Origin of the sequence: Pseudarthrobacter sp. J47 (assembly GCF_049810315.1) — a bacterium.
Taxonomy (GTDB): domain Bacteria; phylum Actinomycetota; class Actinomycetes; order Actinomycetales; family Micrococcaceae; genus Arthrobacter.
Map to the genome: position 1 here is coordinate 3,442,542 of NZ_CP187358.1, position 15,671 is coordinate 3,458,212.

Sequence of the window (15,671 nt, forward strand, 5' to 3'; positions counted from 1 at the left end):
ACTATTGTTGAGGTCAAGGCGGCAGCAGCCCCGCATCGGACCACTTGGGGGAAGCATGCCACAGACCGGCACCACGGCGCACCACACCCTCACCATCGGTGAGTTGTCCCAACGAAGCGGAGTGGCGCCGTCGGCCCTGCATTTCTATGAGCGCAGCGGCCTGATCAGTTCTGAGCGCTCCCCAGGAAACCAGCGCCGCTACCGCCGTGATGCGCTGCGGCGGGTAGCGTTCATCCGGGTGTCGCAGCGGGTGGGCATCCCGCTGAAGGACATCCGGACTGCCCTCGAGTCGCTGCCGGATGGCCGGACGCCCACCAAACGTGACTGGACCAGGCTCTCCCGGCTGTGGCGGACCGAACTGGACCAGCGGATTGCAGCCCTGGAGCATCTGCGGCGGGACCTGGACGGCTGCATCGGCTGCGGCTGCCTGAGCCTGAAGGCCTGCCGGCTGCAGAACCCGGACGACGTCCTTGGTGCCGGAGGCTCAGGGGCACTTCGCTGGGAACCGACCAACGGCGACAGCTAGGCCCTCGGGTCACTCCAATGGGGGCTCTGTCTCCGTGAGATCGACGCATTGCTCGGGCTGCGGAGTCGTGGCATGGGCCGAATCCGCGGGCGGAGCATCAGGGCGCTTCAGCCAAGCGTTGGATTCCGCGTTTCCGTGCGCGACAACCTCGACGGCCACAGAATCCCAGCGATAGACGATGGTACCGGCGGCGGGACATTGCGACGTGATGTAGAACAGTCCAGGCCAGGCCAGAGCTCCGATTGGCGGGCCGTCCGGATCAGGATTCGCCAGGCTCACTCCGGCATCACATGCCACATCACGGGCGACGTGAAATGGCAGCCCGACAACATCAGGCACCGTCACCCGATCAGCGAACCTTTCTTTCATTCTCCAAACGTACTCCGAAGGTCGGAAGGCAGGCACGAGCATCCGAAGCCGATGCCATCCCTGTCACAGAACGCGGGGCTCGGCGGGGTGGAGGTGTGGCGCAGGCTAGATCTGGTCCGAAGAAACTCGTGCAGCCGTGGACAATCGTGCGATTTCCGGCCATGTACTGGTAAAGCTTCTCTCAGGAAGGCGGCACCCTCATGAATGACCTCGATCTCGAAACGCGAATCCGTGCGGCGGCCCCGCAGGTATCCATTCCGCTGGGTCTAGCCGAGCACAGCACACGCATCCTGCAAGAAGCGCGCGCCCGACGTGGGCGTAGGCTGCGCAAGTGGGCGATGGGCGTGGCAGCTTCGGTCGCAATTGTCGGGGGCGGGACGATCGCTGTCGCAGGCAACGACCTGCACACGCCTTGGGGTTGGACAGCCGACAACGTGCACCAGTTCCCCGGACCAAACGGGCAGACCTGCTTCACCGGTATCCAAGTGAAGCCAGACGGTGTCGCCGACGACGCACCGGTTGTTATTGCCGCCCGTGAGATCCTCGCAGGGATCGACCTCGACGCCCTTGACACCTCGGAGTGGACGGCGTGGCTGGAGACGGAGGAAGACCGCAGGAACGGCGTCGGTAGACCAGGAGTCGTGCACCACACTCCGGAAGAGATAGCCATGAAACTCACTCCGGAAGAAATCGCACAGGACGCCATGATCCGCACCGCCGCGGACCTCCTGTATGCCGAGCTGAGGGACCGTGGGCTCACCTCGGACGACGAACCTTCCGTAATGCTGTTCAGCATGGCACAGGGTTGCCGATGACCAGCGGACGGGAGGCGGCGGCATCGATCGATGAACTTGTCCGACACAATGCGGAGGACCTGCTGCGGTACTTCCAGCGACGCCTTCTGAACGACTCCGATGCAGCTGAGGCGCTCGGCGAGTTGCTGCTCACCGCCTGGAAGTTACGCCGAAGAGTGCCGACGGATCCTACGCAGGGGCGGATGTGGTTGTTCGTTACCGCGCACAACGTATTGCGGGACTCCCGTCGTACGTTGGCACGGCGTTCTGCGGCGGTTGAGCGGCTGGTGAATGACATGCGGCTCATGAACGGCCCCACATGGGATGACACCGCGATCGAGGTGCGGGACGCACTAGACCGGCTACCGGACGAGGATGCCGAGCTCGTCCGACTTACCTACTGGGATGGCTTAGCGTCCCACGAGGCAGCGGCCGTTCTGGCATCAATCCGTCGACTGCCCGCTCACGGTTATCCCGGGCGAAGCAGCAGTTGCGCGTAACCCTGGCAGAGATCGAGTGCGAAGAGAAGGGATCTAATCGTGTACGAGCTGGGTCCGCCTGAGTTCAGGGGCTGCTGAACGAACCCGTTCCGTAGTCCAGCGCGCAGAGAAATGATCTTTGAAAATGAAGAACGCATGGCAGGCTAATGGTGTGATCCGACGAGATAAGTAGCCCGCTCGCCAAAATTTCTGGCGCTGCGGGCCACCCAGGCCGTGCTTGGGCTACGTGTGGCCGACGCCGTTCATTGAAGTGGACGGCTGGTCAGCGCTGACAAAAAACTTTGAAGGAGATTCTCTTGTCAGCATCACAACGTCAACTCTTCAACCAGCTCATCGCGGAAGCCGATGCGGCTCACCTAGAAGGATGGGATTTCGGGTTCCTGAATGGCCGCGCGGTCAGTACGCCACTTCCGTGGGATTACCTTGGGGCCGCGTCCGCCTTAGTAGCGGCGTCATATCGGGCGCTAGACGTAGACACTGGAGGAGGCGAGATATTCGCAGCGCTCAAACCTCCACGTGGCAGTGTCGCAGTGGAACCATACCCTCCGAACCTCACCATTAGCGCTCAACGTCTACAGCCACTTGGTGTGAAAGTAAGAGAGCGCATAACGGACCGTTTGCCAGTCTCGGACGAATCATTCGATCTCGTCCTTAACCGTCACGGATACATGAATCTGAACGAGTTCTCTCGGGCACTGCGCCCCGGGGGAACACTGCTAACCCAGCAGGTAGGGGCAAAAAATGACATCGAGTTCAACAAAGCGCTGGGGATACCGGAGTCAAACACTCCGGGCGCACCCCTCTCTACCCACGACCTCCGAAACAACGTGAGGGCAGCCGGATTCGAAAATTGCCACGTGAGCGAAGCAACCGTATCAACACGCTTTCTCGATATAGGAGCAGTCGTTTTCCAGCTCCGCGCCGTACCTTGGCAGGCACCTGGTTTCAGGTCTGACACCCACCGTGACCAACTCTGGCGTATCCACAACCACATCGTTCAAACCGGAAGTTTCCAGGTCTGTAGTCAGCGCTTCCTCATCAAGGCAGATAAACCGGACAAACCTCGATAAACATTCCCTAGGCGCGAGGAAGTCCCCGTCCCTAAATGGGGACGGGGACTTCCTCTAAGAAACGATCTCTGGCCACTAAGGTTGAACTCTCATACTTACGAGTTGGACTTTCGGTGACCCCGTCATTCGTATCGGGGCCTTCGCTCACCCGTCGTGAGGGCAAGGACCTGCCCCTGGAACGCAGTGAGTCCGCGTAAGGGCGGGATCAGCCGCCCACGTACCTCTTGATCCCCGCCCGGTAGCCGAACACCGCGGCCAGCGATCCCACCACCAGGAACAGTACTCCGGCAGCGGCAAACGTCCCCGTCACCTGGTGCAGCTGGCCCACCAGGAGCGTGCCACTGGAGCCCAGTCCGTAGCCCACGCCCTGCATCATCCCGGACAACCGCGCGGCAGTGTGTCCGTCGCGGGTGCGGAGCATGATCATGGTCAGGGCGACGGCGGTCAGGGCTCCCTGCCCCAGGCCCAGCAGGGCAACCCACACCCAGACCAGCTCCAGGGGACCAAAAATGCACAGCGCAAACCCGGATCCGGTCATCAGCGCCACCACCGTATTAATGGCCCGCTGGTCCCACATCCGGGCTGCGAGCGCCGGCGCGAACAGCGACCCCAGCATCTGCAGCACAATGCAGGCCGCCACCAGGAAGCCTGCCGTCCCGCCGTCGACGCCGCGTTCACGCAGGATCGGGGACAGCCACGCGAACCCGCTGAAGGACATCATGGCCTGCAGCACCATAAGCATCGTCACCTGCCATGCAACACTGGAGCGCCACACGCTGACACCGCCACCCGCGGGCGGAGCCGGGTCCGTGTGCTTCCGGAGTGCCAGCGGCAGAAACAGAAGAAGTACGACGGCGGCAGGAACCGCCCAGAACCACAGCGCCGCGGTCCACTCCCCCGTAGCCGTGTAGACGGGGTAAGTGACGCCGGCTCCCAGCGCTGCGGACGCGCAGATCGCGGTTGTGTAGAGGCCGCCCATCAGCCCGAGGCGGACGGGGAAATCCCGCTTAACCACACCGGGCAGCAGGACGTTGCAGAGAGCAATCGCCGCCCCACACAGCGCCGTTCCGGCGAGGAGCGTAGGCAGGTGGCCCGCTCCCGGCAGCTCCGACGGGCGGATCAGCAGCCCCGCGGTCAGCACTGCCATGGCGCCAAGCAGCACACGCTCAGCCCCGAATCGGCGCGCCAGGAAGGGTGCCAGCGGGGCGAAAACGCCCAACAGGGTGACCGGCACCGTGGTGAGCACCACCACCGCCCAGCCCGGCAGGCCGACGTCGGACGTCAGTTCCGGAAGCACCGCAGAGAAACTGGAGAAGACAGTGCGCAGGTTCAACCCGATCAGCACCAGGCAGACCCCCAGGAAAGCGAGGCGGCGGCGGTTGCCGGGCCGGTCGGTTTCGAGGTCCTGTGCTGCGTTGGTTGCTTGGGTCACGGGCCCATTCTTTCAGGACGCCGGAGAGGTGACGCCACCCGCTGGTCGTTGTCACCACGGTGCAACTGAGCAGCCACCTGCCTTGGTCATCTTCAGGCAGGGATGAATCAAACCACTACTCATACAGGCCGGCGAAGCCCAGCAGCGGCTCATTCTCCGAGTAGAGGTAGTTTGGGATCTTCTTGCCATCGCCAGTCTTTTGCCATTCGTAATAGCCTTCAGCCGAGTTATCCGGTGGTTCCGATAACCAGCCGGTGTTCGCGCAGCTCAGTTAGTTGAAGACGCGACTTCAACGAACCAGGAGAGCGGAGGTCTCAGTACCCAATGCTTTTGGTTGCCATCAAACAAGCGAAACAATGGTCAGGTACGTAACAAACGCGCTCTGACGTCCTGATGGTGAAGCCATGCCGCCGTGGAATGTCTTACAGGTTACGAGATGCGCCAATCCCTGCTGTACAGCGGCCGATAGGCTGAACCTACCCAGGGAACAACCTTGGTTACATCCCCTCAGTGCGGACAAGGAAAAAAGTGGCTACTCGTGTTTTCATCAGCTTTGACTACGACCACGACGCGTTTCTCAGACAGGCCTTGGTGGGGCAATCCAGGTTGGACGATTCGCCTTTCGAGGTTCACGACTGGTCAATCAAGGAGCCGTCATGGGACTGGAAGGAGAAAGCCAGACAGCGCATTGTCAGGAGCGATGTCGTAGCCGTAATCTGCGGCCACCACACGCACCTGGCAACTGGTGTCGACGTTGAAATCCAATTGGCAAGACAGGCCAACATCCCCTACTTTCTGTTGGCTGGGTACAGCGCTGGCGTCAACATGAAGCCCTCCGCTGCTTTGCCCGCGGACAAGCTGTACGCCTGGAACTGGCCAAACTTAAAGAGCCTCATAGGCGGCAGCCGGTGAGGAAGAAACCCGAACAGCCGACTCTGGAGTTGTACAAACTTGCAGTGGAGATGGCTGATCGTGTTTCTGCCCGAAGGGGTACGGCCAACCAGTTCTACCTCAGCCTGGAGACACTTATTCTCGGTGCCCCCATCATGGCCCAGTACCTTGGTAGTAACTCCGTAGCCCACCCCGAACTGCTTACGGCATTAAGTGTTGCAGGCGTGCTGGTCGCCATAGTCTGGTGGCTGCAACTCCGAAGCTACCGCGAGCTCAACTCCGCCAAGTTCAAAGTCATAAACGAGATCGAAGACCATCACTTTGAAGTCAAAGTTTTTCGCCAAGAGTGGTTGGATGTTAGCGGCCATGAAAAACTGCCCATAGGCGGCCACGAAAGTGCCCGCTGGCGGCCAGCAGAACTGCCCGCCGGTGGCCATGAGATCTGCCCACTTCCTTACTTGTTCCTGCCGCGTCTTTAAGCGGTGGGGGCCTCTCCCTGCGGTTTGATGACGGTGTCTAAGCGCACCAAAAGCGAACCAGGAAGAGGCCCTGTATGAAGTCTGACGGAGAAATCATGGAAATTCTTGCTGCCTACGATCTGACCGGATCGTTGCGCGCCACCGCGGAGCTCACGGGCTGCTCGCACCACACCGTTGCTAAACACGTCACCGCCCGTGACGCGGGCCGGCCGATCGGGGAACCCGCGGCCCGCGGCCGGGTCACCGACGCGTTCCTGCCCAAGATCGAGGAATGGATCGAAGCCTCCAAGGGCCGGATCCGGGCCGACAAGGCCCACGAAAAGCTCCTCGCTCTGGGCTACACCGGTTCGGAACGGTCTACCCGCCGGGCGATCGCGCAGGTCAAAGCCGCGTGGCGGCTGGGCCACACCCGCGTCCACCGGCCGTGGATCACAGAACCGGGGATGTGGTTGCAGTACGACTTCGGCGACGGGCCCCGGATCGGCGGGGTGAAGACCATCCTTTTCGTGGCCTGGCTGGCGTTCTCACGCTTCCGCATCGTGATCCCGCTCAGGGACAGGACCGCGCCGAGCGTGTTCGCGGCCCTGGACCGGTGCTTCCGGATCCTCGGAGGGGCGCCGACCTATGTCCTCACGGACAACGAGAAGACCGTCACCACCGCCCACGTCGCCGGGGTCCCGGTGCGCAACCAGCAGACCCTGGACTTCGCCCGGCACTACGGGGTGACCGTGCTGACCTGCCAACCGGCGGACCCGGCCACCAAAGGCGGAGTCGAAGCGTCCGTGAAACTCGCCAAGGCCGACCTCGTGCCCAAAGACACCAACCTCCGCGATGACTACCGCACCTTCGCCGAGCTCGAGGCCGCCTGCACGGCGTTCATGGACGAGGTCAATCACCGTGAGCACCGGACGACGCGGCGGAAACCCGCGGCCATGCTCGCCGAGGAAGCCCCGCGGCTGCACCGGATCCCGGACACCGCCCACACGGTCGCGTTCGGCCTGGCCCGCGGCGTTCCGGAGAACACCCCAATGGTCACCTTCGAAAACGCCCAGTACTCCGTCCCGGCCCACCTGCTCGGAGCCCGGGTGTTCGTCCGCACCCACGGCACCGGGCCCGGCGAGCAGGTCATCATCGTCCACCACGGCACGACCGGGCCCGTCGAAGTCGCCCGCCACGAACGGGCACGGCCCGGCAGCCCCGCCATCAACGACGAACACTTCCCCGGAACCCGGGCGAAGCTCCCCGGCGACTACGAGGTGAGGGCCCGCAGCGCGGACGAGGCCGCGTTCCTGGCCATCGGCGAAGGCGCCAGAACCTGGCTCGTCGAGGCCGCCGCGGCCGGGACCGCAAGGATGAACGTGAAAATGGCCGAAGCCGTTACGCTGGCCAAAATCGCCGGCACTGATCAGGTCGACCGGGCCCTGGGCGACGCCGCCCTGCACGGCCGGTTCGCGCACCCGGACCTCGCCTCGATCTTGAACGCCAACATCCGCCGCACTACCACCCACGCCGCCAACGAAGCCACCTCCCTCACCCAAGGAACAGGGGCGTGGGCCGCGATCGGCAACCCCGCAACCATCACCACGCCGGAGGAGGCCCGATGAGCCCCGTCACCACGACCAATACCGTGGCTCCGCCGCTACCGGCGGACCTGGAGGCCCTGATGCGGTCCCTGAAAATGCCCCACGCCCGGGCGCTGGCCCCGGACCTGATCGCGACCGCCCGCGCCCAGCGGTGGGAACCGGCCGAGGTCATCAAGGCCCTCTTCACGGAGGAAGCCGCCGGCCGGGCCCGGTCCATGCTCGCTTCCCGCCGCAAAGCAGCCGGGTTCCCGACCGGGAAGACCTTCGAGGCGTGGGACCCTGCAGCGTCGTCCTCCATCCCGGGCCCGACCCAGCAGGCACTGCGGACCCTGGAATGGATCACCCGCAGGGAAAACTTGGTCGTCTGCGGGCCCTCGGGGACGGGGAAGACGTTCTTCCTCGAAGCCCTCGGCCAGCAGGCCGTCGAAGCCGGAATGCGGGTCGCTTGGTTCAGGCTCGAGGACCTCGGCGTCCTCATCCGCGCCCACCGAACCGATGACAGCGTCACCCGGGCCGTTGCCCGGATCCTGCGCGCCGAGCTCGTGGTCATCGATGATATTGGTCTGTTGCCCGTGGCCACGGACGCCGCCGAAGGCCTCTACCGGGTCGTGGACGCAGCCTACGAAAAACGCTCCGTCGCGATCAGCTCCAACCTCCACCCCGCCGGGTTCGATGAGCTCATGCCCAAAACCCTCGCCACCGCCACCGTTGACCGACTGCTGCACCACGCCCACGTCTGCCAGACCAGCGGCGATTCCGTCCGTCTTACCCAGGCCCTCGCCGGAAAAGGAGTGACCCGCTTGAACTGACCAACCCAACGATGGCCGACCCCGCCGAAACGAATCAGTGGGCAGATCTGTTGGCCATAACCGGGCAGTTTTACTGGCCACCAGCGGGCACATCAACTGGCCGCCCATGGGCAGAACGTAATGGCCATTGACAGTTGGAACTCAAACAGGACCGTGTGCCCAGGTGGCGTCCACGATACTTGCTATGCGCATCGAGCAGGCCTTGCCAGAGCAGTTTCGCCCTAAGAGGGATGCACAGACGCTATACCGGCTTTACGCCCTTCTGACCTTGGTCAAGGGCCGAGACGTTACTCTCGAAAACGTTCATGACGCATGGGCTTCCTGGCAGTCAGCGTCCGATCCAGACCACGAGGCGATTCGGCCCTTTATCGAATTGGATGAAGAAACGCGAGAGAAGGATCGCCCCTACATGATGGCCATCCAAGAACTCGGCATTCAACTTGAGAAGGACCAATCAAGGGGCGGCAGCTGAGCGTTCCGCTGAACTGGGTGCCAGCTCTGCGCTCAGCGCAAGGTGAGGCAGCGCAGTTCCACCTCCTTGGAAGCAGGGCCTTCCATTGGGTCACCCCCCGCCGTCGGCTGATAATCGCTAGACGGGCCTATGTGAATGCCCCCTCGGCCGGATCAACAAGTTCCGGCCCGTTGTTGCGCACGCTGTTGACCCCGATGATCGTTGACAAGAGATCCGGTCAGTCCGCAACGGACCACAACTGATTGCTGTGGTGAGCTAGCGGAAGGTGCGTGCTGCGTGCGGTTCGAGGGGCGAGAGTTTGTCAGGCAGGTGATATCGCTGATGGAAGCGCACGACGGCCTCTGTGTAGAGCCAGCTCAAATCGTGGAAAGCCCGGCCTAGGTCGCCGGTGGTGTACCCATCGCCACTGGGGGACGCTCTGGAAAGCTTTTCAACATGCCAGATATTGACGTGACTAACGGAGCTATATTGCCACCAAAGGGACTGCTGAAGGTTTAGTTGACAGCTGGGGTTGATAATTTCTTACGCGGCTGAGGCCGCGTTTTTTATTGTCTCAAACTCGATTGGTGTCAGCCGTCCGAGGGCACGTTGACGGCGTTTGCGGTGGTAGCTGCGCTCGATCCAGGTCGTGATGGCCAGCCGGAGCTCGGCCCGGGTCTCCCATCGTTTCCGGTTCAGGACGTTCTTTTGCAGCAGGGAGAAGAACGATTCCATCGCTGCATTGTCACCGCATGCCCCTACCCGGCCCATCGATCCGTTCAGGCCGTAGGTGTTCAGGGCCAGGACGAACTTTCTGGATCTGAACTGGGACCCTCTGTCCGAGTGGACCACCGTGCCCGCCGGTTTCCTGAGGGCCACGGCGTGGTCCAGGGCGGCGACGGCCAGGGACGCTTTCATCCGCCCGTCCATCGAGTACCCGACGATCCGGTTTGAGTGAAGGTCCTTGATCGCGCACAGGTACAGCTTGCCCTCCCCGGTGTGGTGCTCGGTGATGTCCGTGAGCCATTTCCGGTTCGGTGCCGTGGCGCTGAAGTCCCGTTCGACGAGGTCATCGTGGACCGGCGGGCCGGCCTTGAGCCCTGACCGGCGCCGGCGGTGGATCACCGAGAGGATGCCGTTCTCCGAGCACAGCCGCCAGATCCGGCGTTCACTGGCCCCAGGGCCGGGACCGGCGTTGATCTCATCGGCGATGAACCGGTATCCGAAGGCAGGATCGTCCCGGTGGTGATCGATGGCGGCGTTGATCAGATGCGCTTCTTCCCAGTCCCGGGCCGGGACGGGATTGGCGGCCCACTGGTAGTAGGCCTGTCTGGAGAAATTCAGTACCCGGCAGGACACTGCCACGGGAACCCGGATCGGGGCGTCCCTGGCAGCCAGCTCGCGGACCAGCGGGTACATCATTTTTTTGGGTTGATGTCCCGGGACAAGTAGGCCACGGCACGGCGCATGACTTCGGCTTCCTGTTCCAGGAGCCGGATGCGTTTGTTGGCCTCCCGCAACTTCGCGGCGTCATCGGACACCGCCCCGGACTTCACGCCGTCTTCTCTGTCGGCGATCTTCATCCAGCGGTGCAGGGCAGCGGGCGAGACACCGAAGTCCTTGGCGATCTGGATGATGGGCGCTTCGCCCTTGCGGGCAACCGCGACGACATCGCGGCGGAATTCTTCGGGAAAGGCTTTGGGCATGATGAACATCCTTCCACCCGCAAGGATCAAATCCTCACAGGCAAAGTGTCAATCAAACCTTCAGCAGTCCCAAAGAAGTAAGACTCGGTGACGAAAGCCCTGGATATCTCTTTGAGGACAAGCTCTGCCATCACACAAGCAGTTGCCGTAAGCGACAAGGTCATCGAGCACGTCCCTGATGATCTTCGACTCTTGGATAACTTGCGGTTGAGGTTGCTTCGAATCGTCGTTCGGCACTTCGAGGCCGAGGAGTTTCAACTCCCGAAATGCTGCATATTCGAGAGCGGACCTATCTGCGTGGTAGAGGTGCCCAAACCTAGCTTCGCGTGATTTCCGCTTATTTGGTTGAAGGATAAAGAGTGCCTTTACCGTAGCCAGTAGAGCAGCGCGGAGTAAATTTTCGACCGGGATCGCCCCGTAAGGCTCTTTGAGCAGGAGCACTGCGGCTTGATAGCAGCGCGTGGCGGATTTCAAGCTTCGGGTCACCGAGAAATAGTACAGATTGGCACCAGCGTCGTTGAGAACTTCACCCACGTCTGTATCGAACTCCGATGTTTCCCAGCGCGGGTCGCACTCACCCTCTCGCAACTGGGCGTACCCCCATTCCAGTCGGCGCATCGCAAGAACAAACCACGTAAGGTCCGGGCCTAACTCGCCTGCTGTGAGCGCATCCATATATCAACCGTAGAACGCAAGTTCCGAAAAGTACGCGATACTGGTCGGAATCCAGCTCACCGTGGGAGGTGTTGCGGTTCTGTCCCCAGCACGACACACAGTTCGGTACTCGAAGGGCCCGAATACGCACGATCTGTTGTGTCGGGAGGTCCCTCAACTGCAATCAGGCCAAACGATCGGCGGCGTCCCGCTTCCCTGGAATTGGGACACTCTTCCGCCCAGCGACGACCTCACTCAGTTTCCGGTAGCAACTTGCCGCTAGTGCTGTTACTTTCGGAACCTCACACATCAGCTGAGAACTCAAGAACGGTTGCATCAAGACGCGAGCGATCGCCAGCACTAGTGAGGTCAATGGTGAGACCCCTTTGCAGGCTCTGTGCAAGGCATCCTGGCACCAACTGGAGGAATTATGTGGGGCTACAGGCTGGATGGAGTTCAAATCGATTACTCCCGCCTGGACGAGGAACTCAAAGAGCAAGCAAACGATTTTGTCCGTAAGGGAATTCATCCAGATGCAAACGATCCCTATATGACCGAATGGGCTCGTTGGAGGATCGAGCAGATCCTCCCAAGCCCTGGTCGTCTTCCGGCGCCGCCGCGGAGACCCAGCTTTCCCCAGAACTTTATGGCCCTCGTAGGGATATGCAGCGTCGTTCCATCCGTCGTAGCCATTGCAATTTTGACGGGGAACGGGGCGGAACATCAGGGGCTCCTTCCCGCCATAATCATTTTTTGGATTTGCTATGTGGCCCTGTGGGTCATCGCGTCCACGCGGGAGAAACGCTATTACAGGGCAAAGGAACGGTATTGGGCAAGATATGACCCTCACCACGAGCATCGTGACGAGCTCCAGTCCGAACTGGCTGGCCGACTTGGCTTAGCGATCAATGATGCCTGGTATGAATTCACCAGGCCTGTCGCCACGGTTCCGGCCGCCCAGATGGCCGAAAGGCCGCGCGCCGACCTAGCCTGGACCCCCCAAGGGCCGAAACCCTCCGCAATGGCGTCGTGCACTGATCGTCAAGCGGAATTCTTGGTGAGGGATTGGATGCAGTTCCTGGGTGAATCCGGCTGCCAGGTATCTCAAGCAACCCGTGACGGCGGAGCAGACGTGGTTTCGAACTGCTTCGTTGCTGAAGTTAAGCACCATGCTGCCCCAGTGTCGCCCGCATTGGTACGACAAATTTACGGTGTGGCCACCGCTGAGGGGAAGACGGCGCTCTTCTTTTCCTTGTCTGGTTACTCGTCTGCATCAATCGAATTCGGTAGGCAAGTGAAGATGGCTTTGTTTGTCTATGACTTCGCCCAAGGAACCCTCGATCCAAAAACGCCGGCAGCAACACTCGCCTTAGCCAAAGGGCTACCCAAGCTTGTCGCAATAACTGCAGGTCGTGAGTGGATTGAGGGCATCCCGGCAGGTTTTACCCTGCGGCTCTCCGGCGAACTGCCGATTGATGCTGCCGCCAACCACCCCCGCGGTGGCGGTCAAAATACTGGCAAAAAGAAGGCATAAAGGTAGCACGAAGATGGCACATCTACGGCGCCGATACGAGGGCTACGGCTTTCACCGAATCGATCGCTTACAAAGCACCCTCGGCAAAGAGCTACGCTGACCTCCAAGAAATCGCAGACGATCAAGGGATCTCTCTGAAATGGACTTCTAGGCGAACTGCGCCGTGCAAGGAAGCCCGTCGACGGCTTGGACCACAACTGGCGGCTGGAACGCTCGATCTACAGGCTCGAGTTCCCCCCGCCCCCGGATCGACCTCACTCACCCAGATACGGTAACGGCAATCAAGGCTTCAGGAATGGCCTTATCTGACACAATGACCATCTCCGACCTTACGAGCGAGGACCGTTCTCTCACCACAACAGCGGTTCAATGGATTCGTTCGCAGGCGCTCGACGACGGCCGGAACCCGGCAGGAATCCGATACCCGTCTAAGTCCGGTGTCGCAGAAGACGATTACTGTTACGCAGGGTGCCCAGAGGCATACTCCCCCCGGATCTCGAAACGCGTAAATCCACGTAACGTGACTGTCCCAAAAGTCATACCAAAACTCCCATCAAAATTGACCGTCACAGCGACGACTTTCGGCACGCTTCAAAATGGACCAGCCCGACCGGGCCATCATGGATCGCGACCTTACCGCTCTGCGGGGCAGGGCGGGCGCGGATTCACAGGGCACGTTCACCTTGTTGTCGCCTGGGCCTGATAGCTTCGGCGCATGGATGAACTGATGCCCGTGCCGGTTGCTCGCGACGCACAAGACGCCCGCGAACCGGCCAACCTCGCGGGCCGGCAAGGCTTCGATGAGCAGTTCCTGGGGACTGCCCTGCCCATCCCGGAGCTGCCCGGCGTGGACACCATCCTGCTGCCCTACACGCACTTCTCCGTCCTGCTGCGTCCGGACAAGCGGCTGGCTGCTGTCACGGCCCTGGGAATCGACGGCGAAAAGCTGCTGGAACTGGACCGCTCCGGCATCAACTGGCGGCTGGACCCCCGGGTGCCGGCGGACCAGCAGACCGGCGAAGCGGTGTATGCCCGCAATGACATCGACCGCGGGCATCTGGTCCGCCGGGCGTCCGCTGTGTGGGGCAGCTCGGAGGCCGAGGCAGCACAGGCCAACCGGGACACGTTCTATTACACAAACTCCGCACCGCAGGCAGCTGACTTCAACCAGGGCATGGAGCTGTGGCTGGGCCTGGAGTCCTACCTGCTGGACCACGCCACGGACTACAGGCGGCGCCTGGTGGTTTTCACCGGCACCATCTTCAGCGACAAGGACCCTGTATACCGCGGCGTGCAGATTCCGCTGCGGTTCTTCAAGGTGGCCGCGTTCATCCAAGACGGCGCCCTTGCCGCCACGGCCTACATCGTGGACCAGACGCCGCAGCTGGCCGAACTCCCGGACGTCCCCAAACCCGGCGCCCGCGAAGAGGCGCCGCCGCTGGGACCGTTCCGCACCTTCCAGGTGCCCGTGCGGGACGTCGCTGCGCTGACCGGCCTGGACCTGGCGCATCTGGAGGCCGCGGACCGGATGCCGGCCGCAAGCGCCCTGCCCACCGCGCGGGTGGCCACCACCTGGCGGCTGCTCAGCGCCCCGGAGGACCTGGATCTGGATTTCGACCTGGAGAGGTAGCCGCTACCCAAAGACGACCCAAAGACAACTTGATATACAAGTTAATAACTTGTATCCTCAGTGGAGTGGCGATGACGCCCTTCCAGCCGAGGAGAACCCATGAGCACCGTCGACCTCATTCGACACGTAAAACTGTCCACCGCCACCCTGCCCCTGGCCGTCCCCATCAGCGACGCCAAGGTGTTCACGGGCCGCCAGAAGCCCATGACCGAAGTGGTGTTCCTGTTCGCGGAGATCACCACGGAACTGGGTCACCAGGGCCTGGGCTTCAGCTACTCCAAGCGCGCCGGCGGCCCGGCCCAGTACGCCCATGCCAAGGAAGTGGCCGAAGGGCTCATTGGCGAGGACCCCAACGACATCGGCCGGATCTACACCAAGCTCCTTTGGGCCGGCGCGTCGGTGGGCCGCTCGGGCGTCGCCACCCAGGCACTGGCTGCCATCGACATTGCCCTCTATGACCTGAAGGCAAAGCGGGCCGGCCTTCCCCTGGCCAAGCTGCTGGGCTCCTACCGCGATTCCGTGCAGACCTACAACACCTCCGGCGGCTTCCTCAACGCCACCCTGGACGAGGTCAAGGAGCGCGCCACGCAGTCCCTGGCGGACGGGATCGGCGGCATCAAGATCAAGGTGGGCCTGCCGGACAGCCGCGAGGACCTGCGCCGCGTGGCCGGGATCCGGGAGCACATCGGCCCGGACGTGCCGCTGATGGTGGACGCCAACCAGCAGTGGGACCGCGCCACTGCCCTGCGCATGGGCCGGCAGCTGGAAGAGTTCAACCTGGTCTGGATCGAGGAGCCGCTGGACGCCTACGACTTCGAAGGCCACGCGCACCTGGCCAACGTCCTGGACACGCCCATCGCCACCGGCGAGATGCTGGCCTCCGTGGCGGAGCACAAGGGCCTCATCAACGCCAACAGCTGCGACATCATCCAGCCGGACGCCCCGCGCGTCGGCGGCATTACCCAGTTCCTCCGGCTCGCCGCCCTCGCGGATGAGCGCGGGCTGGGCCTGGCACCGCACTTCGCCATGGAAATCCACCTGCACCTGGCTGCGGCCTACCCGCGTGAGCCGTGGGTGGAGCACTTCGACTGGCTGGATCCGCTCTTCAACGAACGCCTGGAAACCAAGGACGGCCGCATGATCGTCCCGGACCGCCCTGGCCTGGGCGTCACGCTGAGCGACCAGGCACGGGCATGGACCACCGAGTCTGTGCAGTTCGGAGCGCCGTCCGCCACGTAACGTA

Annotated in this window: 17 protein-coding genes; 12 read left to right on the forward strand and 5 right to left on the reverse strand. The window is 62.3% G+C overall.

Features of this window, described 5'->3' with window-relative positions; translation table 11 throughout:
* The first annotated feature begins 55 nt into the window (after positions 1-55).
* Complete coding sequence (soxR, locus tag ACPJW8_RS15870) at positions 56-526, forward strand: redox-sensitive transcriptional activator SoxR (RefSeq protein WP_330187043.1); 471 nt, start codon at positions 56-58, stop codon at positions 524-526.
* 9 nt (positions 527-535) lie between these two features.
* Here soxR and ACPJW8_RS15875 read toward each other — a convergent pair whose 3' ends face one another.
* Complete coding sequence (locus ACPJW8_RS15875; protein WP_330187042.1) at positions 536-895, reverse strand: PASTA domain-containing protein; 360 nt, start codon at positions 893-895, stop codon at positions 536-538.
* A gap of 200 nt (positions 896-1,095) precedes the next feature.
* Here ACPJW8_RS15875 and ACPJW8_RS15880 point away from each other — a divergent pair, with 200 nt between their 5' ends.
* The 3 genes from ACPJW8_RS15880 to ACPJW8_RS15890 all read left to right on the forward strand — a co-directional run bounded on the left by ACPJW8_RS15880 (position 1,096) and on the right by ACPJW8_RS15890 (position 3,259).
* Positions 1,096-1,710: a hypothetical protein gene (locus tag ACPJW8_RS15880; protein ID WP_330187041.1), complete on the forward strand. Its 615-nt coding sequence runs from the start codon at positions 1,096-1,098 to the stop codon at positions 1,708-1,710.
* Complete coding sequence (locus tag ACPJW8_RS15885) at positions 1,707-2,189, forward strand: sigma-70 family RNA polymerase sigma factor (protein WP_330187040.1); 483 nt, start codon at positions 1,707-1,709, stop codon at positions 2,187-2,189. The genes ACPJW8_RS15880 and ACPJW8_RS15885 overlap by 4 nt, the downstream gene beginning before the upstream one ends.
* A gap of 296 nt (positions 2,190-2,485) precedes the next feature.
* The gene (locus ACPJW8_RS15890) at positions 2,486-3,259 is read left to right on the forward strand and encodes a class I SAM-dependent methyltransferase (protein ID WP_425256365.1); all 774 of its coding nucleotides are present in this window, start codon (positions 2,486-2,488) and stop codon (positions 3,257-3,259) included.
* 205 nt (positions 3,260-3,464) lie between these two features.
* Here ACPJW8_RS15890 and ACPJW8_RS15895 read toward each other — a convergent pair whose 3' ends face one another.
* Both ACPJW8_RS15895 and ACPJW8_RS15900 read right to left on the reverse strand, forming a co-directional pair.
* A complete protein-coding gene (locus tag ACPJW8_RS15895; protein WP_330189374.1) occupies positions 3,465-4,691 on the reverse strand; it encodes an MFS transporter in 1,227 nt (408 codons plus the stop codon).
* Positions 4,692-4,806: 115 nt separating this feature from the next.
* Positions 4,807-4,962, reverse strand: a complete 156-nt coding sequence (locus ACPJW8_RS15900) for an SOS response-associated peptidase family protein (protein ID WP_330189378.1) — start codon at positions 4,960-4,962, stop codon at positions 4,807-4,809.
* Positions 4,963-5,219: 257 nt separating this feature from the next.
* On the opposite strand from ACPJW8_RS15900, the gene ACPJW8_RS15905 reads away from it, so the two are divergent.
* The 5 genes from ACPJW8_RS15905 to ACPJW8_RS15925 all read left to right on the forward strand — a co-directional run bounded on the left by ACPJW8_RS15905 (position 5,220) and on the right by ACPJW8_RS15925 (position 8,925).
* Positions 5,220-5,603 (forward strand): TIR domain-containing protein, encoded by a 384-nt coding sequence (locus ACPJW8_RS15905; protein ID WP_330189373.1) that lies wholly within the window; start codon positions 5,220-5,222, stop codon positions 5,601-5,603.
* On the forward strand, positions 5,600-6,061 hold the full coding sequence (locus ACPJW8_RS15910; RefSeq protein ID WP_330194161.1) for a RipA family octameric membrane protein: 462 nt from the start codon (positions 5,600-5,602) through the stop codon (positions 6,059-6,061). Before ACPJW8_RS15905 ends, ACPJW8_RS15910 begins: the two co-directional genes overlap by 4 nt.
* A 74-nt stretch (positions 6,062-6,135) precedes the next feature.
* Entirely contained in the window at positions 6,136-7,665 is a 1,530-nt protein-coding gene (gene istA, locus ACPJW8_RS15915) for an IS21 family transposase (RefSeq protein WP_237428196.1), read from the forward strand.
* The gene (gene istB / locus ACPJW8_RS15920; protein WP_425256366.1) at positions 7,662-8,453 is read left to right on the forward strand and encodes an IS21-like element helper ATPase IstB; all 792 of its coding nucleotides are present in this window, start codon (positions 7,662-7,664) and stop codon (positions 8,451-8,453) included. Before istA ends, istB begins: the two co-directional genes overlap by 4 nt.
* A 184-nt stretch (positions 8,454-8,637) precedes the next feature.
* Positions 8,638-8,925, forward strand: a complete 288-nt coding sequence (locus tag ACPJW8_RS15925; RefSeq protein WP_330189372.1) for a DUF7701 domain-containing protein — start codon at positions 8,638-8,640, stop codon at positions 8,923-8,925.
* 522 nt (positions 8,926-9,447) lie between these two features.
* Here ACPJW8_RS15925 and ACPJW8_RS15930 read toward each other — a convergent pair.
* Positions 9,448-10,610 (reverse strand): IS3 family transposase gene (locus ACPJW8_RS15930; RefSeq protein ID WP_160664497.1). Its coding sequence is split into 2 segments (ribosomal slippage): positions 9,448-10,329 and positions 10,332-10,610, totalling 1,161 coding nucleotides; the frame shifts between segments, so codons are not numbered across the junction.
* Positions 10,611-10,670: 60 nt separating this feature from the next.
* A complete protein-coding gene (locus tag ACPJW8_RS15935) occupies positions 10,671-11,285 on the reverse strand; it encodes a hypothetical protein (protein WP_330194378.1) in 615 nt (204 codons plus the stop codon).
* A 376-nt stretch (positions 11,286-11,661) separates the two neighbouring features.
* On the opposite strand from ACPJW8_RS15935, the gene ACPJW8_RS15940 reads away from it, so the two are divergent.
* The 3 genes from ACPJW8_RS15940 to ACPJW8_RS15950 all read left to right on the forward strand — a co-directional run bounded on the left by ACPJW8_RS15940 (position 11,662) and on the right by ACPJW8_RS15950 (position 15,667).
* Positions 11,662-12,798 (forward strand): restriction endonuclease, encoded by a 1,137-nt coding sequence (locus ACPJW8_RS15940; RefSeq protein WP_330189370.1) that lies wholly within the window; start codon positions 11,662-11,664, stop codon positions 12,796-12,798.
* A gap of 715 nt (positions 12,799-13,513) precedes the next feature.
* Positions 13,514-14,428: a DNA/RNA non-specific endonuclease gene (locus ACPJW8_RS15945; protein ID WP_330189369.1), complete on the forward strand. Its 915-nt coding sequence runs from the start codon at positions 13,514-13,516 to the stop codon at positions 14,426-14,428.
* A 99-nt stretch (positions 14,429-14,527) separates the two neighbouring features.
* A complete protein-coding gene (locus ACPJW8_RS15950) occupies positions 14,528-15,667 on the forward strand; it encodes an L-talarate/galactarate dehydratase (RefSeq protein ID WP_330189368.1) in 1,140 nt (379 codons plus the stop codon).
* The last annotated feature ends 4 nt before the right edge of the window (positions 15,668-15,671 follow it).